Genomic DNA, 21,724 nt, shown 5'->3' with positions numbered 1-21,724 from the left:
CAAGATCAGCACATATTGGGTTATTCCGTTCTAAGGCTCTTCACGGGATTTACCACAGCCGCCTTAATGCTTTGGTATCCTACGGTCAACACAGCAACTCCAACAGCTAAAACTGCGGCCAAAACAAATACCCACCAGCCGATTTCAATGCGGTATGAAAAATCTTCCAGCCATTTGTTCATGATAAACCAACCAATGGGCATTGAAATAAGAATGGCAACACCCACCATTTTAAGGAAATCCGTTGTTAACCTGAAGGTGATTTGGCCCACGGTGGCCCCAAGAACCTTGCGAACCCCAATTTCTTTGGTGCGCTTTTGTGCATTGAAAGCGGCTAGCCCAAAGAGGCCCAAACAAGCAATTAATATGGACAGGATGGTGAAGACCACAAATATTTTCCCCAAACGTTGCTCGGCCTCATAAGTGGTATTGAAGGAATCGTCCATGAAATTATAGGTAAAGGGTTGTCCGGGGGCAAACTTGTCCCAGATACCTTCAATGCTTGACAGGGTAGCGGAAAAATCCCCTGGATTTAATTTTACGGCAAGCTGTCCAGAAGTTCTGGCAAAAAATAGGCCCAGTGATCCAATGTCTTCGCGCAAGGACTCGTAATGAAAATTCTTGACCACACCGATTATGGTGTTGAATTCTGGGTTTTCCACTTCTGTATCCTGAGAGACTCGCATCCCCAAGGCTTCCTCAGGCCCCACACCAAGAACTTTTAGAGTAGCTTCATTTACAATTACTGCTGTTGAATCCGTTGGAAAATCTGTATTGAAGTTGCGCCCGGCAATCAAATCCATGTTCATTGTGGGGATATAGTCTTCATCAACATACCAAGTTTGCATTTGAAGGGCATCTTCCTGATTTCTGGACCCTTCAGGAAAGAACGAACTGTTGGAGCGCGAAGAGGGAGTTGGGAAAAAATAACTCAATGTTGCGCTTTCCACTTGGCTGAGCTTAACAATCTCGTCCTTAAAGCTTTGCGTTTGATCCCCAACGGCAAAAACATCGTCAACAAGCACAATCTGGTCTTTGGTAAACCCAAGATCTTTACTTTGTATAAACTGTAGCTGTTGATAAACAACTATGGTACCCACAATCAAGAAAACAGAAATGGCAAATTGGAATACCACCAGCGCATTTCTAATGCCTCCTCCTCCCAAATCACCATGTGTGCCCCCTTTCAAGGTTTTAACAGGCATAAAGCGGGATAAAAAGAAAGCGGGGTAGCTGCCCGAAAAGAGCCCGAGCAATAGGGTTGCCACAAAGAGTATTCCCCAGAAAACCGGGCTCGAATACGGCAAAGAAATGGATTTTCCGGCGAGTTCATTGAAAAGAGGAAGCACCAATAGGGTGATGATCAAGGCCACTGCCAATGAAATGAAGGAAATCAACCCTGATTCTATGAGAAATTGTCGTATCAAATCTAATTTTTTAGATCCAAGCGTCTTTCTTACCCCTACTTCTTTTGCCCTTTTTAGGGATTGTGCAGTGGAGAGGTTCATGAAGTTGACGCTGGCCAAGACAATTAGGAACAAACCAATGAAAGCAAGGATGTACACATTCTGTATGCTGCTGTTGGCACTCATTTCAGCATCGCGATGGGAATACAGATGAATATCGGTTAATGGTTGGGTGTAGAAGTTAACATAGTTCCCAGATGCAATAAAAGATTCTTTGGTCATTCCAGGGAAATATTGCTGCGCCCACGGAAATATGTAATCATCCACAATACCGTTTAATGGTTCCTGAAAATCTTCAACATTGGCAGAGGGAATCAACTTAACAAAGGTGAAGTAATTGTTGCTTCCCCAATTTGGATCCTGGGAATCGGCATAGCCGGACATTGCCATAAAAACGGAATGCTCCCTTAAAAAAGAATTCTTTGGCAAATCGTCTATGACCCCTGTTACGGTGTAGGTATCTGTATTGTTCAACAACATACTTTGTCCCAAGGCGTTTTGCACGCCAAAGTGTTTTTCTGCAGCCGTTTTGGTGAGAACCAGGGTATTGGGTTCAGTAAGGGCTGTTTTTTTGTCCCCCACCAATAGTTTTACTCCAAAAAAGTCGAAAAAAGTGGAGTCTACAAAGGTTATCCGAAGTTCCTTGGTATTGGTTTCGGTGCCTGTTTTTCGAAGAAGCAAACTCCCTCGATCCCTAAAGCGAACTGTTGATTCAACTTGGGGGAAATCTCTTTGCATAGTAGCGGCCATGGGCGCGGCAGCTTCTGCCGATTTCATTTCGGCACCCCCAAACTTAATATCACTATCAATTCTGTAAATGCGATCGACATCGGCAAACATTTTGTCATAGCTCAATTCATCATGAATGAACAAAGCGATCAATATTCCCCCGGCAATACCAATGGCAAGGCCGAAGGTGTTGAGGAACGTAAAAAAGGGTTGCTTTTTTAAACTCCTCCAAGCTATTTTAATGTTGTTTTTGAACATGTTAGCACATTTATTTTTTCGTTATTCGGTTCGAAGGCTTTTAATGGGGTTGGCAACCGCGGCCCTTACACTTTGGTAGCCCACGGATAGTATAGAGATGACAATGGCCAAAAGTGACGCCAGCACAAAGACACTCCAATCAATTTCAATGTGGTATGAAAAATCTTCCAACCACCGTTCCATGGCGTACCATCCCAAAGGCAATGACACCAATATGGCAACACTAACAAGCTTTAGAAAATCCAAAGTAAGTGTATATGTGATTTGAGCAACATTGGCCCCCAGTACTTTTCTGACACCAATTTCCTTGGTTCTCTTTTCAGCATTAAAAAGGGCAAGTCCAAATAGACCAAGACAGGCAATCAATATGGAAAGGATGGTGAAAATAATGAAAATACGGCCCAGACGCTGTTCTGTCTGGTAGGTGTCGTTGAACGAATCTTCCATAAAGTAATAGTTGAAGGGTTCTCCGGGAACAATCTCGTTCCAGATTCGTTCTATGCTGGAGACGGCATTTGAAAAATTCTCGGCCTCTATCTTAACAGCCATAGACCGAGCTCCATCTTCCAAATGAAGACTAAGGGCGTCTATATTCTCACGTAGCGAGTCAAAATGGAAATTTTTGACCACCCCAACAATGGTAAAGAACTCTGGGCTTTCTTCGCCCATGTCAGGGGTAAACTGTTTGCCGATGGCTTCTTTTGGGGATAGTCCCATAATGGCAAGGGCTGACTCATTGACAATTATGGCAGAGGAATCTGTGCCAAATTGAGAATCAAAATTTCGTCCTGCCAATAGCTCAAAATCCATAGTGGGCAAATAATCGTGGTCTACGCCCCAACGTTGCATGCTCACCGCGTTTTCCTGTTGGGTAGCACCATCTTCGGGGGCAAAGGTGCTATCTCCACGGTCGGATGGAGTGGGAAAAAAACTGCTTAGACTGGCATTTTCAACAAAGGCCAGTTGTTTTACTTCTTCCTTAAAGGTTTCTACCCTGTTGCCCGCCGTGTACACATCATCTATGATAAGAACCTGGTCTTTGGAATACCCCAAGTCCTTGTTCTGTATATAGTTGAGCTGCTGGTAGACCACTATGGTGCTTACAATGAGAAACACGGAAATGATAAATTGAAAGATTACCAACATGTTTCGAATTCTACCTCCACCTACACTGGTCTTCCCAGAACCCTTAAGGACTTTTATAGGCCTGAACTTAGACATGAAGAAGGCAGGATAGCTTCCAGAAGACAAGGCCAATATAACTGTGGAAAGCAGCACAGCCGACCAAAAGCCCCAACTGAAATACGGAATGGAAATGTCCTTGTTGGCCAAATTATTGAAGAATGGCATGGAGACAGCGGCAATAACGATGGCCAAGATGAGTGATAGAAAGGAAATTACTCCAGACTCTATCATGAACTGCCGAATGAGCTCTCCCTTTTTGGATCCCATGGCTTTTCGCACCCCTACTTCTTTTGCCCTTTTTAAGGAATTTGCCGTGGAAAGATTCATAAAGTTGACACTTGCCAATACAATGAGAAATAGGGCAATGAAGGAAAGAATATAAATGCTTTGGATATCATTGTTGGTACTTATTTCCTCCCCCCTGTGTGAGCGTAAATGAATGTTTGTCATAGGAATGGTACTATAAACAACATAATTGCCTGCGGCAATCAATTGTTCTTCGGTAATACCTGGCAGGTACTGTTGTATCCCAGGAATCATATATTTTCCCAAAAAGGCACGCAATGGGGCCTGTATGTCTTCTACATTTGCAGACGGAATGAGTTTAATGTAGGTTTGATAGTTGTTGCTGCCCCAATTGACTATTTGGGCATCTTCAAAACCCGCCATGGAGAGAAATACAGAATAGTCCCTTAAAAAGGAATTATGGGGAAAATCGGGAATTACACCCGCAACGGTATAGTTCTCTGTATTATTTAAAACAACCGTTTGCCCTACAGCACTTTCAACACCAAAGTGTTTTTTCGCTGCAGTTTCTGTCAATACTAAGGTGTTAGGTCGTGTTAGGGCTGTTTCTGAATCTCCGGAAAGTAGAGGTATTCCAAACATACCAAAGAAAGAGGAATCCACAAAAGTGGCCTCTTCCTCTTTTACATTGGTTTGTGCATCAGTTTTTCGGATGAGCATGCTGCCCCGAGTCCGGAACCGCGTGACCATCTCCACTTCATCAAAGTCATTTTTTATGGTTTCTGCCATTGGAGCTGGTGTAACAGCAAAATTCCGAACTTCACCACCAAATTTTATATCAACATTGACTCGGTGAATACGGTCGGCATCGGGAAACATTGTATCATAGCTCAATTCGTCATAAATGTATAGGCAGATTAAGAGTGCCCCAGCCATACCCATGGCTAAACCAAAAGTGTTGAGGAAGGTAAAAAAGGGCTGTTTTTTAAGATTTCTCCAAGCTATTTTAATGTTGTTTCTGAACATGTTGGCACATTTTATTTTTTCGTTATTCGGTTCGAAGGCTTTTCACGGGATTGGCCATCGCAACTTTTAAGGTTTGATAACTTATGGTGATAAGTGTAATGATCATGATGGCCATAATGGCAATGGCAAAGACCCACCAATGTATTTGGGTTCTGTAGGTATAGCCTTGGAGCCATAGTTCCATAAAATACCATGCAATAGGGGTGGCCACTAGACCTGCAATCACAATCAGTCTAAAGAAATCCACTGTAAAAAGAGCCAGAATATTTGCGATGTTGCTTCCCAACACCTTTCGTATTCCAATTTCCTTGGTACGTTGGCCTACAAAGAATAAAATGAGCCCATAAAGTCCTAAGCAACCGATTAAAATGGCCAATGCCGAAAAAACTTTGGACAGGGAAAGGTAGCGCTGCTCGGTCTCATATTGTTCGGCAACCCTTTCGTCCAAAAAGCGAGGCTCATAGATGTAACCTTGGAAAGCATTAGACCAGTGTTCCCCAATTTGGTTCAGCACATGTCTTATATTTTGCCCACTCGTCTTTATGGCAATTTCATCAAACCAACGTGTTTGATTAGCAATGAAAATGGGGCTTATCTCTTCTGTAAAGTCGTTGTCATGAAAGTCCTTGACCACGCCCACTATGGTGGCATTAATATAACCACCATTGGCCGTAATTTGTTTTCCCAACAGTTCTTCTGGGGTGGCAACACCCAATTTCTCACCCAGTTTTTCATTCACGACCACCTCGGCAATAGAATCAGAATTGTTCTCAAAATAGTTCCTTCCAGCCACAAGGGGTATGTCAAAGGTGTTCAGGTAATTTACATCCGCCAGTTTGGCTTGAATACTGAATTCTTCAAATTCGGGTCGGTTGTGATATTTAATACTGGTCCCCCAATTGTTAACGGCACCACCTGGGCTGGTCAAACAGGCTGAAACTTTGGTGACCCCTGGAATTTGGGAAATCCGGTCTTTTAAACTATTGAGCTGAACCTTATCCAACTCTTTTGGGATGCCCACCATAACTATGGATTCCTTATCAAAGCCCAAATCAGAATTGACCGCATAATCTATTTGGTTTGATATGATCAAGGTCGCGGCAATCAAGGTTATGGAAATGGCAAATTGGGTCACAACAAGAACTTTTCGTGTAGTGCTTCCTCCCGTATCGTTATGCTTTAATTTTCCTTTCAAGGCCAAAACAGGGACGATTCGCGACATTAAAATGCCAGGATAACTTCCCGATAAAAATGAAACCACAGCCAGAACAACAAATAGAAAAACAAAAAAGCGGTAATTCAACAAGCTATATATGGATAGATTCAATTCAAAAAGATTGTTGAATGATGGAAGGAACAAAACTGCTAGAACCACACCAATGCCAATAGCAAACAGGCTAATAACAAAGGTTTCCGAAAGAAACTGCCAAAACAGATGTTGTTTAAAACTTCCCAGCACCTTTCTAATGCCAATTTCCTTTGAGCGATAAAAGGCCTGTGCTGTGGAAATATTAATAAAGTTGATACAAGCCACAGCGATCAGAAAAAGCCCGATAATCGCAAAAATCCAAAGTACAGCCGGGTTGATTCCACCATAGTTTGGGTTAAAATGAATATCGGATAGAGGCTGGAGCTTATATACATGCTTGTTTTTGCTCTCTGGGCGATGTTTTTTTGGAAGCTCGGCCAAAACCTCTTCAATTTCGGCAATATTTTGATTGGGATACAACAATGCAAAACATTGCAAATCGGAAGAAATGCCACCCCAGGTTTCCTGTGCGGTAAAGTCATTGAATTTTTCCAAGGTAACATAAGAGATAAAGATCTCTTCAGGAACAACGGAAGTCTTCGGTGTGTTTTTTAGAACACCAATGACCTCAATGGTCTCCTTATTGTCGAACAAGAAGGTTTTTCCGAGGGGATTCCCGTCGCCATACATTTTATGCGCCATGCTCTCACTGATATAAGCCGTATTCGGCTCCTCCAAGGAACGGGCACTTAAATTTCCCAATATGGGGACAGTCATAATTTCAAAGAAATCGGGTTCCGCAAAAACCGCATCTTCTTTGAATGATTTACCGGCTGTGCCTTCACCCACATTGAGTTGGTAATTTTCCCAAGAAACCACCTTTGCCACCTTTTCCGCGTAGTTGTAATCCTCCCGAAATACCTTGGCAAAAGCGGGAGGCACGCTGGCTTCATAGTCGATATAATCCCTTTGCTCTTCTGTGACCACTCGGTAGATTAGGTCACTGTTTTCATGGAAATTGTCAAAGGAAAAGTGATATGTCAAAAACAAATAGATTAAAACACTACTGCCAAAGCCAATGGCCAATCCCAGTATGTTTATGGCCGTGAACACCTTTCTTTTGGTAAGATTTCGCCAAGCTATTTTAATGTTGTTTTTGAACACGATGATTGTTTTATGATTGCGATTGATGAATAAACTCCTAAATCATGGCTCCCATGGGTTTGTTTTGGCTTTCGGTCACAATTTGCCCATCAAAAAGGTTGATGACCCTATGGGCATAATGCGAATCGTGATCGGAGTGCGTCACCATAACAATGGTTGTCCCCTCTTGGTTGAGCTCTGTCAACAAGTTCATGACCTCAATCCCGTTTTTGGAATCCAAATTCCCCGTAGGCTCATCCGCCAAAATCAACTTTGGGTTGGTGACAACAGCTCGCGCAATGGCCACACGCTGTTGCTGCCCTCCTGAAAGTTGTTGGGGAAAATGCTTTTCCCTGTGCGCCATCTTCATACGCTCAAGAACTGCATTCACCTTTTCCCGGCGTTCCGACTTGCTCATTTTTAAATAGATTAAGGGAAGCTCCACATTTTCATAAACCGTAAGCTCGTCAATAAGGTTGAAACTTTGGAAGACAAAACCCAAATTGCCTTTTCGCAATTGGGTGCGCTGACTTTCTTTTAAACCTTCAACCTTGTGACCGGCAAACTGATAACCCCCTTCGGTGGGATTGTCCAACATTCCAATAATATTGAGCAAAGTGGACTTTCCACATCCGGATGGCCCCATGATGGCGACAAACTCTCCCTCGGCCACTTTAAGGTTTACGCCGTTGAGGGCAAGGGTTTCCACTTCTTCGGTTCGGAAGCTTTTCTTTAGGTTTTGTATTTGTATCATTTTCTAATGGTTGTTTTAGCTGTTATTATATAGACTTGACATATTCCTTTACTGTTACGTTTCCGGGCTATTTTAACACAATTCGTTCGGCAGCGCCAAAGCTGTCATAGTTGCTGGTAATCACTTGTTCACCCGGTTGAAGCCCTTCAAGGACCTCATAATATCTTGAGTTCTGTTTGCCCAACCTAACGTTCCGTTTTAGGGCCTCATTCCCATTGGGGTCGACCACAAAGACCCATTGCCCACCGGTACTTTGAAAGAAACCGCCTTTGGGCAAGAGCAGGGCATCACTGGATTCGCCCAACTGTAACCGGATGCTATAGCTCTGTCCAGCTCGAATGGTCTCGGGCTTTTCATCTGTAAAAACAAGGTCGACCTTAAAGCGGCCATTCCTCACTTCGGGATATACTTTGCGCAATCGAAGGGTGTACTCTTTTTCATTGCGTTCCAAGATAGCTGAAAGGTCACGTTTGACACGATCAATATAGTGTTCATCTATTTCGGCCTCGATTTTAAAATCGGTGAGCACATTAATTTGCCCAATACGCTCTCCCTGTGAAATGCTCTGGCCTATTTCAGCATCCAAAAACCCCAATTGTCCATCCGCAGGCGCTCTTACGTTCAAGTGGTCCAATCGTTCATAAACCATTGAAAGTGTTTTTTGCATACGGTCCAAATCAGCATCCAATCCGGTCAATGAGGTCTTTCGCAATTCATCATCCTGCTCGGTCTGTAGCTTTACAATTTCATATTGTTTCTTGGCCAGTTCATAGTTTTCCTTAGAAAGAAGATAGGTTTCTTTGGAAATCAATTCGTCTTCATACAATTCTTGGTTCTGCTCGAAGTTTCGTTTTAATCGCTGTAAATCATATTCGGCAGTGGCCAAGTTTCTTCTGCCTTCAACCTGTCTGGAATCAAAGGTGAGCTTTGTGGACCGAAGGTCGTTCTGCTTCAATGCCAAATTACTTTCACTGGCCAGAATCTGCTCGTAGAGCGCCATGTTTTCAAGCTTCAGGATGATATCACCCTTCTTTACCATGGAGCCTTCCTCAATCAATTTTTCAGAAACCCGTCCCCCTTCGTAGGCATCCATATAAATGGTGGCAATGGGCGCCACATTTCCGTTTATGGTGATGTAGTCATCAAACTTACCAGCACTTACCTCTGCAATGGAAAGCCGCTCTTTTTCTGTTCTATAAGTGGATATTGAACTACCAAAAAGGAGCTTCCATCCCAAGAATAAAAGCAATGCTCCCAATGCGATGTAACCGTAATGTTTTGGTTTAAGTCCTTTCTTTTTCTCTAATTGTATATCCATGGTATGCTTTAGTTGATATTAAAAATGGGCAGGCCGCTGTAAAAATCTATGGTACTCTTGTTCACCCGCAACCGCAGGCCTACTTGTAAATTCTCGTTTTGTGCTACGCCATATAAATTCTTGGCCTGAAAAAGGTCCAAGGCATTAATGAGCCCTTTTTCGTAACGTTTTTGGGCGATGGTAAAGGCCAATTCTTGGGCCTGTACCCTTTTGTTGCTCTGATCCAACTCTACAAGCAATGAATTATGGGTTTGCACGAGTTGTTGTATAAGTTGAAATAATTCCTGCTCTTGGATTTCCAGATTGTTCTTAGCTTGGAGGTAGGCAATTTTTTGTTGCTTTACCCTTGAGTGGTTGGCCCATCCATTACTTATGGGAATGCTCAATTCGGCCCCAACAAACTTTGAGGTGTTGTCCTTAAACTGTGTTCGAAATGGAATAATGTTACCATCATCATCGGTATTGGTCTCAAAGTAACTGGTACCATACCCAGCAACCAAAGACAGCGAAGGAAATAGCCCACCCCGGGTGGCCTGCATTTGTTTTTTGGCGGCACTGACGCGATATTCTTGCGATTTCACCAGTGGCACAAATCCCCGAGCGGTCTCATAAAGTGAATCTACTGAAACACTTTCGGTTGTCTCTTCGGGAAGCGCTTGCAAGCTTTCTTGCAGCACAATGTCATCCACTCCGGTTAGATTCATTTCTTGGAGAAGGATAAGCTTGGCATTGGCGAGCAAGTTCTGGTTTTGGGTTACCAAAAGTTTATCGCCCAACAGATTGGATTCTGCTTCGTATAAATCCGCTCCGGCCATAATGCCCAGTTCCACTTGTTTGTTCACCAAATCGTAATTGGCTTGTGAGATTTCCTGTTGTTCCAAGGAATTGGCAACAAGCCCTTCATAGAATTTGATATCGTAATAAGCACTCATCACCCGAAAGGCCAACAGAAATTTTTCCTGAAGGATGTCCTCTTGGGTGGCTTTGTAGATAAACTTGGAGGCTTTTATGGAATTCAATTTTTGGAAGCCCCTGAACAAATCCAAATTGGCATTCAACGAGTAATTGTTACTGAAGAATTCCGTGTTTACATAATCGTTGGTGTTGGGATCCGCGGACCTACCATATCTAATCCGGTAATCCGTATACCCATTTACCGAAGGCAAAAGGTCGCGAACGGACTGTCGATAACTCTCCTTACTGGAATCCTTGTTGTATGCCGTATTCTTTACCTGAAGGTTGTGTTCTATGGCATAGGCCACACACTCATCCAACGTCCAAGTTTCCTGCGAAAATGCAAGGACCGAGATAAAGAACAACGAAATTGTAATGTATGTTTTTAGGTTCATAATGTATTCCTGTGCCAAAATAGTGGCTATTCTTATGCCAAAAACATAGTATGTTGATAATCAGAAAATTAATAGCTTGTAAATGTCAAACGCAAAGAACGGGTGTAAAATTTTTGTACAAAAAACGTCCAATTATTTTACACTTTAAATAATCGTATTGCCCCAATTTGTAGCTTTAGGTAGAATATCAAGTACGGCAAAATGATAGATGCCAAGATTTTAGTCATAGATGATAACAAAAGCGTTCTGAGCGCTCTGGAAATTTTGTTGCAGTTTGAATACAAAAGTGTTCAGAGTCTGTTTAATCCCAATCAGATTTCCTCTTTTCCCAATATGCAGGACATTGATATTGTGCTGTTGGACATGAATTTTTCCGCTGGGGTGAACACGGGTAACGAAGGCTTGTTTTGGTTGAATGAGATCAAAAAGAAATCACCCCATACCTCGGTTATTATGATGACCGCCTACGGCGCAGTGGATTTGGCGGTGACCGCCTTGAAACAGGGCGCTACTGATTTTGTGCTGAAACCATGGAACAACGAACGGTTAATGACCACGGTGCGTTCAGCGTATGAGCTGCGAAAGTCCAAACTGGAAATTCACAATTTAAAAAAGAAAGAGAACAACCTGAAACAGGTCATCAATGAGGACAAGAACTTTATCATTGGTCAATCCAAAGCGCTTAGCTCTGTGCTGAATTTGGTCGCCAAAGTGGCCAAAACCGATGTCAATGTGTTGATCACAGGTGAAAACGGTACAGGGAAAGAACTCATTGCCCGGGAATTGCACCGATTGTCTTCCCGAAAAAATGAGGTATTCATCAATGTGGACATGGGCTCCATTGCCGAAAATTTATTTGAAAGTGAATTGTTTGGTCACGTGAAAGGCTCCTTCACCGATGCAAAGGAAGATCGTGCAGGCAAGTTTGAGGCGGCCCACCAAGGCACTTTGTTTTTGGATGAAATAGGAAATCTTTCCCTCCAAATGCAGGCCAAGTTGCTTTCATCCATTCAAAACCGGTCGGTGGTCCGGGTGGGATCTAACAAGCCCGTCAATGTTGATATTCGATTGATTTGTGCCACGAACTGCAACTTGGAACAAATGGTGGTGGATGGACTTTTCCGAGAGGATTTATTGTATCGCATCAATACCATTCATATTGAAGTGCCTCCTTTGCGCGAGCGGGATGATGACATTTTGGTGTTGGCAGACTTCTTCCTAAAACGGTTTGCCCACAAATATGACAAACCGGGTTTGCGCATTAACAATGTGGCCCAAGAAAAATTAATGGAATATGCATGGCCCGGAAATATTCGGGAATTGCAGCATACTATGGAAAGGGCGGTTATCCTTTCGGATGGGAATGTGCTAAAACCTACCGATTTTTTACTCCATGCCAAGCCCATGCAGTCTTTTGGAGATGAGCCCAAGACCCTGAATGAAATGGAGCAGCAAATGATTTCCCGGGCTTTGGACCAGCATGATGGAAATTACAGCGCTGCCGCAGACCAATTGGGAATCTCCAGACAGACCCTCTATAATAAATTGAAGAAAAAGAACGAATAATGGCCAGCCGACATTTCTATATTCAGCTTCTCATTAGGGTGCTTTTAATTACGCTGACGGCCATGTTACTTGCTTTTTCGGTGGCATACCAATGGTATATTAGCCTATTTTTTTCACTGATTGCCTTGGTCGGTCAAGTGTATTCGCTCATCGTATTCATCAACCGCACCAACCGGAAGATTGCCTATTTTTTTGATGCCATCCGCAACGAGGATTTTACCCTTCGGTTTCCGGAACGGGTTTCCATAAAGTCCTTCGAGGAGCTCAACCATAGTCTAAATCGGGTGAATGGCCTTATCCAGGAAGTACATATGCAGTTGCAAATCAGGGAGCAGTACTATCAAGAAATTTTGAAGCAGGCCAGTATCGGCATTATGACCTACAACGAAAAGGGGCATATTCTGTTTTCCAACCCTACTTTGGAAAAATTGTTGGACCACAGCCCATTGAATCACATAAAACAGCTCAATCAGGTGGATGGAAATCTCTATAAAATTTTTGAATCGTTCGAACCCTTTGAGCGAAAGCTTTTTCAATTGTCGAATGAGCGCGAGCAAACCCAATTGGCCATTAAATCCACACCGTTGACCTTGGACGGAAAATCACTTTTGTTGGTGGTAGTGCAGGACATCCACAAAGAATTGGATGAAAAGGAAACAGAATCGTGGGTGCGATTGATTCGGGTTTTGACCCACGAGATCATGAATACCATAACGCCAATTGCCTCCATTTCAGATTCCATCATCAAGTATTATAGGAATAATGGAAAAATTGTCCCGATGGAAGAATTGGAGGAAAGTCAAATAAAAAATACATTGAAAGGATTGGAGGTCATTAAGGAACAGGGCGGTGACCTCATGGATTTTGTGCAATCTTACCGAAGTCTGTTACATGTGCCCGAACCCAACAAATCGATTGTAAGTGCCAAGGAACTTTTAGGTAAAATCGATGTTTTGATGTCCGCCCGGTTACATGATGGACAAACGGAATTTTCGGTGGAATACCATCCCGAGGATTTGGAATTGTTTGTTGATGAAAAACTAATTTCCCAAGTGTTGATCAATTTGGGCAAAAATGCACTACAAGCTGTCAGCGCTGTGGAAAAGGGCAGGGTTATTATGATAGCCGGAATTGAAGCCAACGGTAAAAAATATATCGAGATTCGAGATAACGGAACAGGAATTCCAGCCGATATGATTGACGAAATTTTTGTGCCTTTCTTCACCACAAAAAGTGAGGGAACCGGAATTGGACTCAGTCTTTCCAAGCGGGTGATGCAGTTGCACGGAGGAGGCATACAAGTTCATTCCATACCCAACAAAGAAACTGTTTTTAGGCTTACATTTGCTTGATGTATTCCAAACTAAAATGGGCAAGAAAGAGGAACTTTTACAATTTTGCTGGGACCAAATGAATATACGGTCTCAACGCTTAAAACAAGCCAGTGAAGCACTACAGGAATCACTGGATTCTGAAACCAAAAACTCCACAGGCGATAAACACGAAACAGGTAGGGCCATGGTACAGTTGGAACAGGAAAAACTGGCACAGCAAGTCCAAGAATTGGACCGGGTGAAAGGGGTTCTCAAAAAAATTGATATCACCAAAAAATCAACCAAAATTGGTTTGGGAAGTATGGTGAGCACCAGTTTGGCCAACTATTTTATCAGTATTTCCTGCGGAACCTTCGCTGTTGATGGCAAAACCTTTTATTGCATTTCCATGGAATCGCCCATTGCAAAATTGTTGATGGGAAAAGAGGCAGGGGAAGGTTTTGTTTTTAATGGGGCTTCACATTCAGTGTCGGAGGTGGTTTAAAATTCAACCTATTTGATGCGGATTATCGTCCGCGCTTTTTTCAGATAAATATTGTTCTTTTGGTTAAAGCAACCCAAATCATTAACCATGAAGAATATCGATACGGCTTTTTTGAAAAATTTAGAGCTTTTGACCAAAGAACACTTCCAAACCTTGCAACCAAAAAAAGTGGGTTTTGGTGCGGGGCACTTTCATGTAAAAGGCTATCAAGACCTGCTATTTCATGTTGAGGCGATGATCAATGTCTGCGTTTTGGCCTTGGGAAATCCTAATGCAGAAGAGCATAAGAATATTAGGGAACCCCATGTGCACGTTCAGACCGTGTTGGAAGTGGCCGCCCAACTTATCCCGTTTGAGGAAGCTGAACTTTTGGATGAAATGCGCGAACTTATTCATAAGATTGAGGATGGGCAGGAGGAATAACCTTACCCCACATCCGGCGGTTTGCGGTTCGCCTTCTTCTCGGCAGTTTTCTTTTTGGTTTTCAAGCGTTTTTCAATAGAAGATTTGGTGGGTTTTGTGGGCTTTCGTTTTTTGGGAACGGTAAGGGCTTTTTTCAGCACCTCAAAAAACCGTTTGATCACCAAGTCCTTGTTTTTGTGCTGACTTCGAGCCTCATCACATTGCAAAATCAAGACACCCTCATTGGTAAGTCGAGTCTTTAGTTTTTGGAGGAGGCGTTCTTTTTCCATATCGGAAAGTCCTTCCGAAGCCGGTACGTCAAAAGACAGTTCCACTTTAGAGGAAACCTTGTTCACATTTTGCCCACCCGCTCCGCTACTTCGAACAGCCTTAAATTGTAATTCGCTATGTACTTGCTGCTTGTTCACTTTGAAGACGCCTGTTGATGGTCTTCAAAGATACATTAAGGAAAATAGTACCACCTATCTTCTGTTTTTTTGTAGTGTTGAAGTACAACGGTGTTCCATCTTCAGCCTTTCCAAGATTAAGATAATGACTTCCTTTAAAAAATGAATTTGATAATTCCACTTTCATTCCAGAGCTTTTGGACAACTTAAATTCATGTGGGTAAACCAAAACAGATTTATCGATTTGGGAATAGGATTTCAGCAGCTTGATCGGGACCTTACTGACCTCTCCGAACAGGCTGGCGGTATAATGATTAGGCGGGTTGTTATAAAGCTTTTTTGTTTTTTGATTCGCAATGATTTTGCCTTTCTGTAAAATCAAGGTTCGTTGTGCATACGGAAGCACATCACTGGGATCATGACTGGCTGTGAGGACAGTAACCCCCTTGTTTTTTAGATGAACAAAGAGATTTTTTCGCAGGGAGTTTCGTTTAAAATTGTCGATATGCCCAAAAGGCTCATCCAATAAAAGCACTTCGGGTTGTTGTGCCAAGACCCGGGCAAGGGCCACCCGCTGTTGTTGTCCTCCGCTGAGGTTTTTCACCTTGGTTTTTGCAAAGGTTTCCATTTCAATCAGTGCTAAAAGTTCATCTATTCGCTCTTGATGGGTTTCTCGCTCAAAAACCGACAAATGTTGCCCAATACTTTCCTCAACGGTGGTATAGGGCATCAAATCGAAATCTTGGGAAAGGTATTTCATGTAGGGTTCGCCTGGCACCAGATTGAAATTGGGTCCCAACGCCTGTTTTTCGCCCCAAAAAATGGAACCGTCTTCCACGTGCAAAATCCCATAAATGATTTTCAAAAGGGTGCTTTTTCCAGAACCACTCTCACCCATCAGGGCCACATGTTCACCGGGAGCCACTTCAAAGGCAATATCCTCTAAAATGGGTCGGGATTTATACTGAAAAGAAGGAATATGAACTTTGAGCATATGGATAATGAGAAATCATGTAAATTTTGTCAACCTGAACTTGTTTCAGGTTCCCATAAAGTGTTGTTTTTGAATGTAAAAGATTCTGAAATCAGTTCAGAATGACGATTTAAGTTAATTTTAGTGACCTCTGACAATTCGCTAATCCTTAAACTCTTTAAGCACGGCCTGATTGGGCAACGCATCGTACCCCATATTGTAAAACGTAAACCCAAAAATATCGGCATATTGCTCTATGGTCTTGCTTACGGGGGTACCTGCTCCGTGTCCGGCATTGGTCTCAATTCGAATTAATGTTGGATTCGGGCCCGCTTGTTTTTCCTGAAGTTCCGCGGCAAACTTAAAACTATGTGCCGGAACTACCCGGTCATCATGGTCGCCCGTGGTTACCAAAGTGGCCGGGTACTCCGTGCCCTCCTTTACATTATGCACCGGAGAATATCCCCTAAGGTAATTGAACATTTCTTCATTATCTTCCGAGGTTCCATAATCGTAAGCCCAACCTGCACCGGCTGTGAATGTGTGGTAGCGGAGCATGTCCATAACACCTACAGCAGGAAGTGCTACTTGGATTAAATCGGGTCGCTGGGTCATAGTGGCCCCCACCAAAAGTCCACCGTTGGACCCACCCCGAATGGCTAAATATTCTTTGGAAGTGTACTTGTTTTCAATGAGATATTCAGCTGCCGCGATGAAATCATCAAAAACATTCTGCTTTTGAAGTTTGGTCCCCGCCAAGTGCCATTTTTTTCCATATTCACCTCCGCCCCTAAGGTTGGGAACCGCGTACACGCCACCTTGTTCCATCCAAACGGCATTGACAATACTGAACGATGGGGTCAGGCTAATATTGAAACCTCCATAGCCATAAAGGATGGTAGGGTTTTTCCCATTGAGCTCCAATCCTTTTTTATAGGTAATGATCATGGGCACTTTGGTACCATCCTTTGAGGTGTAGAAAATCTGTTTGGATTCATAATCCTCTGGATTAAAATCGATTTGGGGTTTCCAGTATTGTTCGTAGTCGCCCGTTTCCACGTTGTATTTGTACAAAGAGCCTGGGGTATTGTAATTGGTAAAAGAGAAATAGAATTCCTTGTCTTCTTTTTTGCCACCGAAACCGCCGGCACTTCCCACACCGGGCAATTTTACCTCACGGACCAGATTGCCTTCGTAATCATATTGCAAGACTTTAGAGATGGCATCTACCATATATTCGGCAAATAAATAGCCGCCGCCCGTTCCAATGGTAAGTACGTTTTCTGTTTCAGGAATAAGGTCTTTCCAGTTTTCCGGGGTTGGGTTGGAAGCATCGACCACCACCACTTTTTTATTTGGAGCATTTCGGTCGGTAACCAAAAACAACTTCGACCCTTCGTTGTCAATAACATTGGTGTCGGAATCTGTATCATCCAAAATAGTGACCAACTCTGGATTATCTTGGCTCAAATCCATCAGAAATAATTTGTTGCCTGAAGTAGAAATGGAAGCGCTAATGAAGAGGTATTTTTCATCTTCGGAAACCGAGCCCCAAACATAGCGATGCTTTTGTTCAGGGATATCACCAAAAATCACGGTATCCTCGGATTGGGGTGTGCCCAATTTGTGGTAGTACAATTTATGCTGGTCCGTTTTTGCAGAAAGTTCACTTCCCTCTGGTTTGTCATAGCTGGAATAAAAAAAACCGTCATTGCCTTTCCATGAAATGCCGCTAAACTTGATATCTACCAAGGTATCTTCCACAATTTCTCGGGTCTCCGCGTCCATAACAATGGCCTTACGCCAATCGCTGCCCCCTTCAGAAATCAAATACCCTACTTTGGAACCATCTTTGGTAAAGTTAAGTCCCATCAAAGATGTAGTACCATCTTCCGAAAAGGTGTTGGGGTCCAAGAATACTTCAGCTTCGCCACCTTCCTTCTTCCGATACACAACATATTGATTCTGAAGCCCATTGTTCTTGTAAAAATAGGTGTAATCGCCTTCCTTGAACGGGGAACCTATTTTTTCATAGTTCCAAAGTTTCTCAAGTCGATTTTTCAGGTCTTCGCGAAAGGGGATTTTTTCCAAATACCCAAAAGTGGCCGTATTTTGTTGCTTGACCCATGCCTCGGTTTCAGCACTTCGGTCATCTTCAAGCCAACGATACGGGTCAGGAACTTCCGTTCCAAAATAATTATCTACAGTGTCAACTTTTTGGGTAGGAGGATAATTCACGGTAATGGGGTCTCTCTTAGGCGTGGTTTGACATGCAGTAAATATAACCACAACAGTCAATACACATACGGTTCTCATTTTTATCAGATTGATTCCGATAAAAATACCATAAAAACTGACAATGGCGATATGCCAAAAAGGCTTTAACGTATTTTATGAAATTGCTTCGGAAGCGTTGGGAACCAAATGATTCTCCACCAAATATTCCGCAATCTGCACGGCATTGGTAGCGGCCCCTTTACGAAGGTTATCCGCCACAATCCACATGTTCAATGTATTGGGATTGGTTTCATCCCTACGGATTCTGCCCACGAAAACCTCATCCTTGCCATTCGCATGGATTGGCATGGGGTAGGTATTGGTTTCGGGATTATCCTGAACCACTACGCCCGGGGTTTCACTGAGTAGTTTTCGTACTTCGGCCAAGTCAAAATCATTGTGGAACTCCACATTCACGGATTCCGAGTGTCCACCGGCTGTAGGGATTCGAACCGCGGTGGCGGTTACCGAAAACGTACGATCATCCAATATTTTTTGGGGCTCGCGAGCCAGTTTCATTTCTTCTTTGGTGTAGCCATTTTCCAAGAACACATCGCAATGGGGCAATGCATTTCGGTTGATGGGATACGGATAGGCCATCTCACCTTCCACTCCAGCAGCCTCATTTTCCATTTGTTGCACTGCTTTTACCCCTGTCCCAGAAACGGATTGATAGGTAGACACGATGACACGCCTCATTTTGTATTTTTTGTGCAGCGGATTCAACGCCATCACCAATTGAATGGTGGAGCAGTTGGGGTTGGCTATGATTTTATCGGATGCAGTCAATTCGCTGGCATTGATTTCGGGCACCACCAATTTTTTGGCAGGATCCATTCGCCATGCGGAAGAGTTATCGATGACCGTGGTGCCCACCTCGGCAAATTTTGGCGCCCACTCTAAAGACGTGTCACCGCCTGCGGAGAAGATGGCAATATCTGGCTGGGCCGCAACGGCATCTTCCAGACCGATAACGGTATATTCTTCGTTTTTATAGGTAAGTTTTTTGCCCATGGAGCGCTCCGAGGCAACCAACAACAATTCGGTAATGGGGAAGTTGCGTTCTTCCAATACGTTCAACATGACCTCGCCAACCATTCCGGTGGCACCAACAACTGCTACTTTCATCGTTATAAAATTTCTTGGGACAAAGGTACGCCAGTCTGTGACTTAAACAAGCATTTACACAATCAATCATCAAAAAATAACAAAATGTTATAAATAAAACAACCATCAACATGTCAGCGAAACACATTGATGGTTTTTAAAGGATTATTGTGGTGTAGCGGGATGCTGAACTTTATTCAGCACCTACGTTTTATTTCTTCAACAAATCCCGAATTTCAGCCAGAAGCTCTTCCTGCGTTGGTCCTTTTGGTGCTTCTGGAGCAGGCTCTTCTTTTTTCTTCATCTTGTTCACTGCTTTTACAATCATGAACATGACAAAAGCCACAATTAGGAAGTCGATAACGTTGGTAAGAAATGCCCCGTAGAGTACGGCTATTTCCCCAACGGTTTCTCCTGCATCGTTCACGGTTCCTTCGGTTATGACATATTTCAAATCGTTGAAATCTGATTTGAACAATAGGCCAATCAACGGAGATACAATTCCTCCGGTAAATGAGGAAACCACTTTGTTGAAAGCGGCACCCATGACGAAACCTACGGCGATATCCACCAGGTTTCCTTTCATGGCAAAGTCCTTAAATTCCTTTATAAATCCCATGTATAGTTAAGGTTTTTGGTTAATATGGAAACAAAATACTCAAAATTGGGATTAGTTTGGAGAAAAAAGCTAAAATTCAATCTTCTATGATTTCCCTTTTCACCCGTTGTGAGATGGCCGTAAGGATTTCATAGGAGATGGTCTGGGCCCCAGCCGCAAAATCCTCCGCAGATTTATTCGGTCCGAATACAATGGCTTCATTACCCTCTTCGCAATCAATACCAGTGACATCTACCATGATCATATCCATGCACACATTCCCGATGATGGGAGCTTTTTTACCATGTATAAGCACACTGGCCTTTCCGTTGCCATATTGGCGACCAATGCCATCGGCATGACCCAAGGGGAGGGTGGCAGTTTTTCTGGAACCTTTTGATGTAAAAGCTCTATTATAGCCTACGGTTTCATTGGCTTCAATATGATGGATTTGCGAAATGATGGTCTTTAGCGAGGCAACAGGTTTCAGTTGGGAATCAACTTCGGCATCATTGCCATAGCCATACAGTCCGATGCCGCTACGAACCATTTCAAATTGCGCTTCAGGATAATTGAGAATGCCTGAAGTGTTGAGCATATGCCGGATGGGAACATATCCTAATTTTTTAATGAAATTTTTACTGATTTTTTTGAAAGTATTGATTTGGTCCAGACTGAAAGGTTTCTCCTCCAAATCTTCGGAAGCGGCTAAATGGGAAAACAGTGAAGCCACTTTGACCTCCTGACTATCCTTCAACTTGTCAGCAACAAAATCAACATCAGCCTCATTAAAACCCAAACGATTCAGGCCTGTATTGAACTTGATATGTACTGGATATGCTTTCTGATTTTTTGCTTTCGCAACCTCCAAAAACTCAACGAGAATCTTACGAGAATATAAGCTGGGCTCCAAGCATCGATCTATGATCTCATCAAAATTAGCTGGTAGCGGGTGCAACACCAAAATGGGGGTTTTGATTACAGCATCTCGTAACAGAGACCCTTCTTTGGCATAGGCGACCGCCAAGTAATCTACGCCCAGCTGTTCCATTTTTTGGGCAACGGAAATCATGTCGCTGCCATAGGCAAATGCCTTTACCACCGCCAAAAATTTAGTTTTCGGAGCTATTTTGGAACGTAAATACCTGTAATTATGCTCTAGTGCCGTCAGGTCTATTTGCAAAGTGGTCTCACCAATCTTACCCATCGGCATTTTTCTTTTTTGGATCCACTTCTTCAGCTTGTACATCCATTTGTCTAACTTTTTCCCGTAGCATGGCCTTAAAAAAAGCAGCTCGGCTCAAAGGTTCATATTCCTCGGTCTCGCCCAAAAGCACAAGCTTGTCGTTGCTGGATTTTCGAAAACTGTAGTTGGCCAGATTCCCAGTCCGGGTGCAAACGGCATGTACTTTGGTCACATATTCGGCCGTGGCCATAAGGGCGGGCATAGGACCGAAAGGGTTGCCCTTAAAGTCCATGTCCAGTCCGGCGACCACTACGCGCACTCCACGGTTGGCCAAGTCGTTGCAGACGGTAACTATTTCATCATCAAAGAATTGGGCTTCATCAATCCCCACCACATCACAGTCATCGGCCAGTAAACGGATGTTAGCGGCTGCAGGAACGGGCGTGGAACGAATTTCATTGGAATCGTGAGAGACCACCATATCCTCGTGGTACCGGGTATCCACAATGGGTTTGAAAATTTCAACCTTTTGCTTGGCAAATTGGGCCCGTTTAAGTCTTCGAATAAGCTCTTCGGTCTTTCCAGAAAACATGGAGCCGCAGATAACCTCTATCCATCCAAACTGCTCCTTAGGGTTGACCGTGTTTTCGAGAAACATACCGTATTT

The 21,724-nt window shown here is 43.2% G+C and carries 17 protein-coding genes; 4 read left to right on the top strand and 13 right to left on the bottom strand.

Annotated features, from left to right (window positions below; translation table 11 throughout):
• Window positions 1-20 precede the first annotated feature (20 nt).
• The 6 genes from FG28_RS05895 to FG28_RS05870 all read right to left on the bottom strand — a co-directional run bounded on the left by FG28_RS05895 (window position 21) and on the right by FG28_RS05870 (window position 10,723).
• Entirely contained in the window at window positions 21-2,453 is a 2,433-nt protein-coding gene (locus tag FG28_RS05895; RefSeq protein ID WP_036380737.1) for an ABC transporter permease, read from the bottom strand.
• A gap of 21 nt (window positions 2,454-2,474) precedes the next feature.
• On the bottom strand, window positions 2,475-4,910 hold the full coding sequence (locus FG28_RS05890; RefSeq protein ID WP_036380735.1) for an ABC transporter permease: 2,436 nt from the start codon (window positions 4,908-4,910) through the stop codon (window positions 2,475-2,477).
• 22 nt (window positions 4,911-4,932) lie between these two features.
• Window positions 4,933-7,323: an ABC transporter permease gene (locus tag FG28_RS05885; RefSeq protein WP_036380733.1), complete on the bottom strand. Its 2,391-nt coding sequence runs from the start codon at window positions 7,321-7,323 to the stop codon at window positions 4,933-4,935.
• A gap of 37 nt (window positions 7,324-7,360) precedes the next feature.
• Window positions 7,361-8,056 (bottom strand): ABC transporter ATP-binding protein, encoded by a 696-nt coding sequence (locus tag FG28_RS05880; protein ID WP_036380731.1) that lies wholly within the window; start codon window positions 8,054-8,056, stop codon window positions 7,361-7,363.
• Between the two features lie 67 nt (window positions 8,057-8,123).
• Entirely contained in the window at window positions 8,124-9,374 is a 1,251-nt protein-coding gene (locus tag FG28_RS05875; RefSeq protein ID WP_036380729.1) for an efflux RND transporter periplasmic adaptor subunit, read from the bottom strand.
• 8 nt (window positions 9,375-9,382) lie between these two features.
• The gene (locus FG28_RS05870; protein ID WP_036380727.1) at window positions 9,383-10,723 is read right to left on the bottom strand and encodes a TolC family protein; all 1,341 of its coding nucleotides are present in this window, start codon (window positions 10,721-10,723) and stop codon (window positions 9,383-9,385) included.
• Window positions 10,724-10,924: 201 nt separating this feature from the next.
• Here FG28_RS05870 and FG28_RS05865 point away from each other — a divergent pair, with 201 nt between their 5' ends.
• From FG28_RS05865 to FG28_RS05850, 4 genes are all read left to right on the top strand, one after another.
• Window positions 10,925-12,289: a sigma-54 dependent transcriptional regulator gene (locus FG28_RS05865; RefSeq protein ID WP_036380725.1), complete on the top strand. Its 1,365-nt coding sequence runs from the start codon at window positions 10,925-10,927 to the stop codon at window positions 12,287-12,289.
• Entirely contained in the window at window positions 12,289-13,641 is a 1,353-nt protein-coding gene (locus FG28_RS05860; RefSeq protein ID WP_036380723.1) for a PAS domain-containing sensor histidine kinase, read from the top strand. The genes FG28_RS05865 and FG28_RS05860 overlap by 1 nt, the downstream gene beginning before the upstream one ends.
• 58 nt (window positions 13,642-13,699) lie before the next feature.
• On the top strand, window positions 13,700-14,107 hold the full coding sequence (locus FG28_RS05855) for a 3-oxoacyl-ACP synthase (protein ID WP_231562601.1): 408 nt from the start codon (window positions 13,700-13,702) through the stop codon (window positions 14,105-14,107).
• An 87-nt stretch (window positions 14,108-14,194) separates the two neighbouring features.
• Window positions 14,195-14,530, top strand: coding sequence for a hypothetical protein (locus FG28_RS05850; RefSeq protein ID WP_036380719.1), 336 nt, complete (start codon window positions 14,195-14,197; stop codon window positions 14,528-14,530).
• 2 nt (window positions 14,531-14,532) lie between these two features.
• Here the strand turns inward: FG28_RS05850 and arfB are convergent, their stop codons facing one another.
• From arfB to FG28_RS05815, 7 genes are all read right to left on the bottom strand, one after another.
• Window positions 14,533-14,937 carry an alternative ribosome rescue aminoacyl-tRNA hydrolase ArfB gene (gene arfB / locus FG28_RS05845; RefSeq protein ID WP_036380717.1) on the bottom strand — a complete coding sequence of 135 codons (405 nt, stop codon included), beginning with the start codon at window positions 14,935-14,937 and terminating at the stop codon, window positions 14,533-14,535.
• Complete coding sequence (locus tag FG28_RS05840) at window positions 14,915-15,910, bottom strand: sulfate/molybdate ABC transporter ATP-binding protein (RefSeq protein ID WP_036380715.1); 996 nt, start codon at window positions 15,908-15,910, stop codon at window positions 14,915-14,917. The genes arfB and FG28_RS05840 overlap by 23 nt, the downstream gene beginning before the upstream one ends.
• Window positions 15,911-16,051: 141 nt before the next feature.
• A complete protein-coding gene (locus FG28_RS05835; protein ID WP_036380713.1) occupies window positions 16,052-18,205 on the bottom strand; it encodes a prolyl oligopeptidase family protein in 2,154 nt (717 codons plus the stop codon).
• 75 nt (window positions 18,206-18,280) lie between these two features.
• The gene (locus tag FG28_RS05830; RefSeq protein WP_036380711.1) at window positions 18,281-19,294 is read right to left on the bottom strand and encodes an aspartate-semialdehyde dehydrogenase; all 1,014 of its coding nucleotides are present in this window, start codon (window positions 19,292-19,294) and stop codon (window positions 18,281-18,283) included.
• A gap of 190 nt (window positions 19,295-19,484) precedes the next feature.
• On the bottom strand, window positions 19,485-19,892 hold the full coding sequence (gene mscL / locus FG28_RS05825) for a large-conductance mechanosensitive channel protein MscL (RefSeq protein ID WP_036380709.1): 408 nt from the start codon (window positions 19,890-19,892) through the stop codon (window positions 19,485-19,487).
• 76 nt (window positions 19,893-19,968) lie between these two features.
• Window positions 19,969-21,078: an alanine racemase gene (gene alr / locus FG28_RS05820; RefSeq protein ID WP_036386207.1), complete on the bottom strand. Its 1,110-nt coding sequence runs from the start codon at window positions 21,076-21,078 to the stop codon at window positions 19,969-19,971.
• The gene (locus FG28_RS05815) at window positions 21,071-21,715 is read right to left on the bottom strand and encodes a thymidine kinase (protein WP_036386206.1); all 645 of its coding nucleotides are present in this window, start codon (window positions 21,713-21,715) and stop codon (window positions 21,071-21,073) included. The genes alr and FG28_RS05815 overlap by 8 nt, the downstream gene beginning before the upstream one ends.
• Window positions 21,716-21,724 lie beyond the last annotated feature (9 nt).

Origin of the sequence: Muricauda sp. MAR_2010_75 (assembly GCF_000745185.1) — a bacterium.
Classification (GTDB): Bacteria; Bacteroidota; Bacteroidia; order Flavobacteriales; family Flavobacteriaceae; genus Flagellimonas.
The sequence above is the reverse complement of the archived record's forward strand: the minus strand, read 5'-3'. Positions and strand labels throughout refer to the sequence as shown.